The sequence below is a fragment of the Hymenobacter agri genome, assembly GCF_054778495.1.
Map to the genome: position 1 here is coordinate 1 of NZ_BAAGZM010000370.1, position 4,252 is coordinate 4,252.

The 4,252-nt window shown below is 64.9% G+C and carries 5 protein-coding genes; all 5 read left to right on the forward strand.

Annotated features, from left to right (window positions below):
• The coding region (locus tag ACYVDE_RS15820; protein WP_460502511.1) for a hypothetical protein at positions 1 to 357 on the forward strand (357 nt) is incomplete at its 5' end.
• 66 nt (positions 358 to 423) lie between these two features.
• The gene (locus ACYVDE_RS15825; protein ID WP_460502512.1) at positions 424 to 1,659 is read left to right on the forward strand and encodes a carboxypeptidase-like regulatory domain-containing protein; all 1,236 of its coding nucleotides are present in this window, start codon (positions 424 to 426) and stop codon (positions 1,657 to 1,659) included.
• A 50-nt stretch (positions 1,660 to 1,709) separates the two neighbouring features.
• Entirely contained in the window at positions 1,710 to 2,408 is a 699-nt protein-coding gene (locus tag ACYVDE_RS15830; protein WP_460502513.1) for a CoA transferase subunit A, read from the forward strand.
• A gap of 148 nt (positions 2,409 to 2,556) precedes the next feature.
• Complete coding sequence (locus tag ACYVDE_RS15835; RefSeq protein WP_460502514.1) at positions 2,557 to 3,219, forward strand: sugar phosphate isomerase family; 663 nt, start codon at positions 2,557 to 2,559, stop codon at positions 3,217 to 3,219.
• A gap of 50 nt (positions 3,220 to 3,269) precedes the next feature.
• Positions 3,270 to 4,252 (forward strand): hypothetical protein (locus ACYVDE_RS15840; RefSeq protein ID WP_460502515.1); only part of this gene is annotated, 983 nt, incomplete at its 3' end.

Consider the following 4,252-nt stretch of genomic DNA (forward strand, 5'->3'; position numbering starts at 1 on the left):
TACGTGAAGCCCAACGGCCGCACCTACCTGCGCTTCAGCGGCGACCTGCAGGTGGCGCACTTCGGCGAAGCGCCCGACCCGCGCTTCAAGCAGCCGATGGCCACACTGGGCTACGCGCGCACGCCGTTTCCGCCGCAGCGGCAGGTATCGCGCCTGCAGCTGGTCGATAATGAGGCCGAGATTCAGGCCGACGGCTCGCTGCGCAACCCGCTCTCGGTGGCTATTGGCGGCTACTGGGGCTTCGAGAAAATCGGCGAGCTCTTGCCGTATGACTACGTGCCCACGGGCATGCCCAGCCCCACGCGCACCCCGGCTCCCGCGACGCGGCCGGCGGCCCGGCCGGTACGGGGACGGTAGGCCGCTCAACAGTCGCAGCCCGGGAGTACCTTGGCGGCAGGGCCGGTGCTAATGGTCTTTCTCCGCATGGTTCACTTCGAAGCCGCCGGCCACTGGCAGGCGCGGCAAGGGTTGCTTTTGGTGCTGCTGGCGCTGCTGCTGTGCCCGGCTATTGGCTGGGGGCAGGTATCAGTTTCGGGGCAGGTGCGCGATTCGCTCACGCAGGCTCCGCTGCCGTTTGCCAGTGTGTTTCTGGCCAATACCAGCCTGGGCACCACCACCGATGCCGAAGGGCGCTTCCGGCTGGCGAACGTGCCGCCGGGGCATTACGACCTAGGCGTGAGCTACGTGGGCTACCGCCGATTCAGCCAGCCAGTCAACCTCACTGGCGCGCTGATGCTCAACCCGCTCGTGGCCCCGTTGGCCCAGCAGCTGGCCGAAATTGTAGTGCGCCCCGAGCCCAACCGGGCCGACGACTACCAGCGCTTTCTGGGGCTGTTTCTGGGCAGCTCCACGCGCTCGCGCCAGTGCCGGGTACTCAATCCTGAGGGAGTGCGCGTGCGCTACGACCCGCTGCAGAACGTGCTGTCGGCCAGCGTGCCGCACGCGCTCGAAGTGGAAAACCCGGCCCTAGGCTACCACCTCACGTTTTATCAACTCGATTTTCGGGCCGAGTTTGTCGACCAGAGCGTGGGACTTACGCTGCTCACGCAGGTGGTTTTCAAGGACCTGCCGGGCACCCCGCGCCAGCGCCGACGCTGGGCCGCCAACCGCCAAAAGGCTTACCTGGGCTCCTACCAGCACTTTTTGCGGAGCGTGTACGCCAACCGCGTGGCCGAAGAAGGCTTTCGGGTGCAGAAGCTGCGGCGAGTGCCCAACCGCCGCCGTCTGGCAGCCGACGAAGTCCTGCGTCAACTACAACGCCAGCACAGTACCACCCAATTGCCCGATTCGCTGCTGAAAGCCCTACGCGAACCCCGCGAGCTGGCTTTTCTCTACAAGCCGGTACTGCCACCCGACAGCATGCGCCGGACCGAGCCCGGCAGCGGCCGGGTGTGGCTGCGCTTCCGCGACCTGCTGGCCGTGACCTACGAGCGCGAAACGCCCGATTTGAACTACCGCCGGCCGGGCCCCAACTTCACCTCGGTGCGGCCCCGCTACGAAGAATCGGTGGTGCACCTGCAGCAGCCCGAGGCCGAAGTGGAAGCCATCGGGGTGCTGGTGGTGCCGCTGGCCGTGCTGAACGAAGACTACTGGGGCTTCGAGAAAATCGGCGAGCTCTTGCCGCTCGACTACCAACCGCCGGCCAAGCCCGCGCCGTGATGTAATTTTCGGCCCCAACGGCGCACCCGCGCCGCCCATTCCCACCCCCCATGATTGACAAAACCGTTCCCAACGCCGAAGCCGCCCTGCAGGGCCTGGCCGATGGCATGACCCTGATGCTCGGCGGCTTCGGCCTGTGCGGCATCCCCGAAAATTCGATTCAGGAAATTCTGCGCCTCGGCGTGAAGAACCTGACCTGCATCTCGAACAATGCCGGCGTCGACGACTTCGGCATCGGCCGGCTGCTGCAAACCAAGCAGGTGCGCAAGATGATTTCGAGCTATGTGGGCGAAAACGCCGAGTTTGAACGCCAGCTTCTGAGCGGCGAGCTCGAAGTAGAGTTGATTCCGCAGGGCACGCTGGCCGAGCGTTGCCGGGCCGGCGGGGCGGGCATCCCGGCCTTCTACACCCCGGCGGGCTACGGCACCGAAGTGGGCGAAGGCAAGGAAAGCCGCGAGTTCAACGGCAAGATGTACCTGCTCGAAACCGCCCTGCACGCCGATTTCGCCTTCGTGAAAGCCTGGAAGGGCGACACCGCCGGCAACCTCATCTACAAAGGCACGGCCCGCAACTTCAACCCCATGATGGCCACGGCTGGCAAAATCACGGTGGCCGAAGTGGAGGAGTTGGTGCCCGCCGGCGAGCTCGACCCCAACCAGATTCACACACCCGGCATTTTCGTGCAGCGCATTTTTCAGGGCGCCGCCTACGAGAAGCGCATTGAGCAGCGTACGGTGCGGCCGTCGTAAGTTCTAACAGAACGTCATGCAGAGCGCAGCGAAACATCTCGCGTGCAGCAGTAAATTCCTATTAGTTAGGATTACTTCCCCAAGCGAGATGCTTCGCTGCGCTCTGCATGACGTGCTTTCTTCCCCAGTTCCCATCCCACCCGAAATCATGCTCGACAAACACGGCATCGCCCGGCGCATTGCGCAGGAGGTTCAGAATAATTCCTACGTCAACCTCGGCATCGGCATTCCCACGCTGGTAGCCAACTACATCCCGGCCGGCATCAACGTCGAGCTGCAATCCGAAAACGGCCTGCTCGGCATGGGCCCCTTCCCTACCGAAGACCAAGTCGACCCCGACCTTATCAACGCCGGCAAGCAGACGGTAACCACCCTGCCCGGCTCCAGCATCTTCTCCTCGGCCGACTCGTTCGGCATGATTCGCGGCGAGCACGTGGATTTGACCATCCTCGGCGCGATGGAGGTTTCGGAGCGCGGCGACATTGCCAACTGGAAGATTCCGGGCAAGATGGTGAAGGGCATGGGCGGCGCCATGGATTTGGTGGCCTCGGCCAAGAACATCATCGTGGCCATGCAGCACGTGGCCCGCGACGGCAGCAGCAAGCTCCTCGCCGACTGCACCTTGCCTATTACGGGCCTGCGCTGCGTGAAGAAAATCGTGACTGAGCTGGCCGTGCTCGACGTGACACCCGACGGCTTTGTGCTGCGCGAGCGCGCTCCCGGCGTGAGCGTGGAGCAGATTGTGGACGCTACTGCCGGCAAGCTGGTGGTGCCCGCCGGCGAAATTCCCGAGATGCAGGGGGTTGCTTAAAGCGGGCCGGAGTCGGTGTATCTTCGTGGGCATCCTCTTGCCCTGATTCTATGCGCCGACTCCTACCCTTTTTACTGCTGACGGCTGCTCCGGCCCTGGCCCAGACTTCCCCCGTCATCGACCGTACCGACATGCCCTCGCTCACGGCTGGCGTCGACAGCCTGCGCCTGAGCGTGGCCAACCCGGTGCTACCCGCCACCGCCCCGCCCCTGAGCCAGCGCGGTGCCAACCAAACCTGGAACTACGCCGGTTTGGTGCCCACCAGCCAGCGCGTGGAGTCGTACGTGCCGGCCAGCGTGATTACGGCCACTTCGCTGTTCTACGCCTTCACATTCGGGCCGGCGGGCGGCGTGAACCGGGCCACGGTGGCCTCGCCACAGGCATTGCCGCTACCGGCCGGAGTGGGCCTGCCCCTACCTATTTCCGATACTTACCAATTCTATAACCTGTCGGCAGCCGCGGCAGCCCAGCAGGACTTCCGCTCGGTGGGCTTCGGCGCAACGCTGAGCGGCACGGCCATTCCGGTGACGTATGCCAGCCAGGCCCAGCAGGACGTGATTTACCGCTTCCCGCTGAGTTTCGCCAGCCAGCCCGATTCCAGCGCCTCGTTTTTCTCGACGCCGGCCGCCATTGCTTCGGCCGGCTACCTCAGCCAGAAGCGCAAGCGCGTGAACCGGCCCGACGCCTGGGGCACGCTTACCACGCCCTTCGGCACGTTCCAGACGGTGCGCGTCGTCACCAAGCTCATCGACCACGACAGCGTAGCCATTGGCGGCACGCCCGGCCAGGGCTTTGATATTCCGCTGACCCGCGAGTATAAATGGCTGGCCAAAACCCAGCACGTGCCCGTGCTCACCATCACCACGCGCGTGCTGGCCGGTCAGGAAACTATCACGGGCGTGGAATACCGCGACATCTACCGCCGCATCATCCGCCTCGGCACCCGCGACGCGGCCCTCGACGCCGGGCTGGCGGCCTACCCCAACCCTTCGGCGGCGGGTAGCCCACTCACGCTCAGCGTGCCCACCGGCAG

Excerpts from the sequence above, each read along its gene's own strand:
- ACYVDE_RS15835 (WP_460502514.1), top strand. The coding sequence starts at position 2,557 with ATGCTCGACAAACACGGCATCGCCCGGCGCATTGCGCAGGAGGTTCAG.
- ACYVDE_RS15825 (WP_460502512.1), top strand. The coding sequence starts at position 424 with ATGGTTCACTTCGAAGCCGCCGGCCACTGGCAGGCGCGGCAAGGGTTG.
- ACYVDE_RS15830 (WP_460502513.1), top strand. The coding sequence starts at position 1,710 with ATGATTGACAAAACCGTTCCCAACGCCGAAGCCGCCCTGCAGGGCCTG.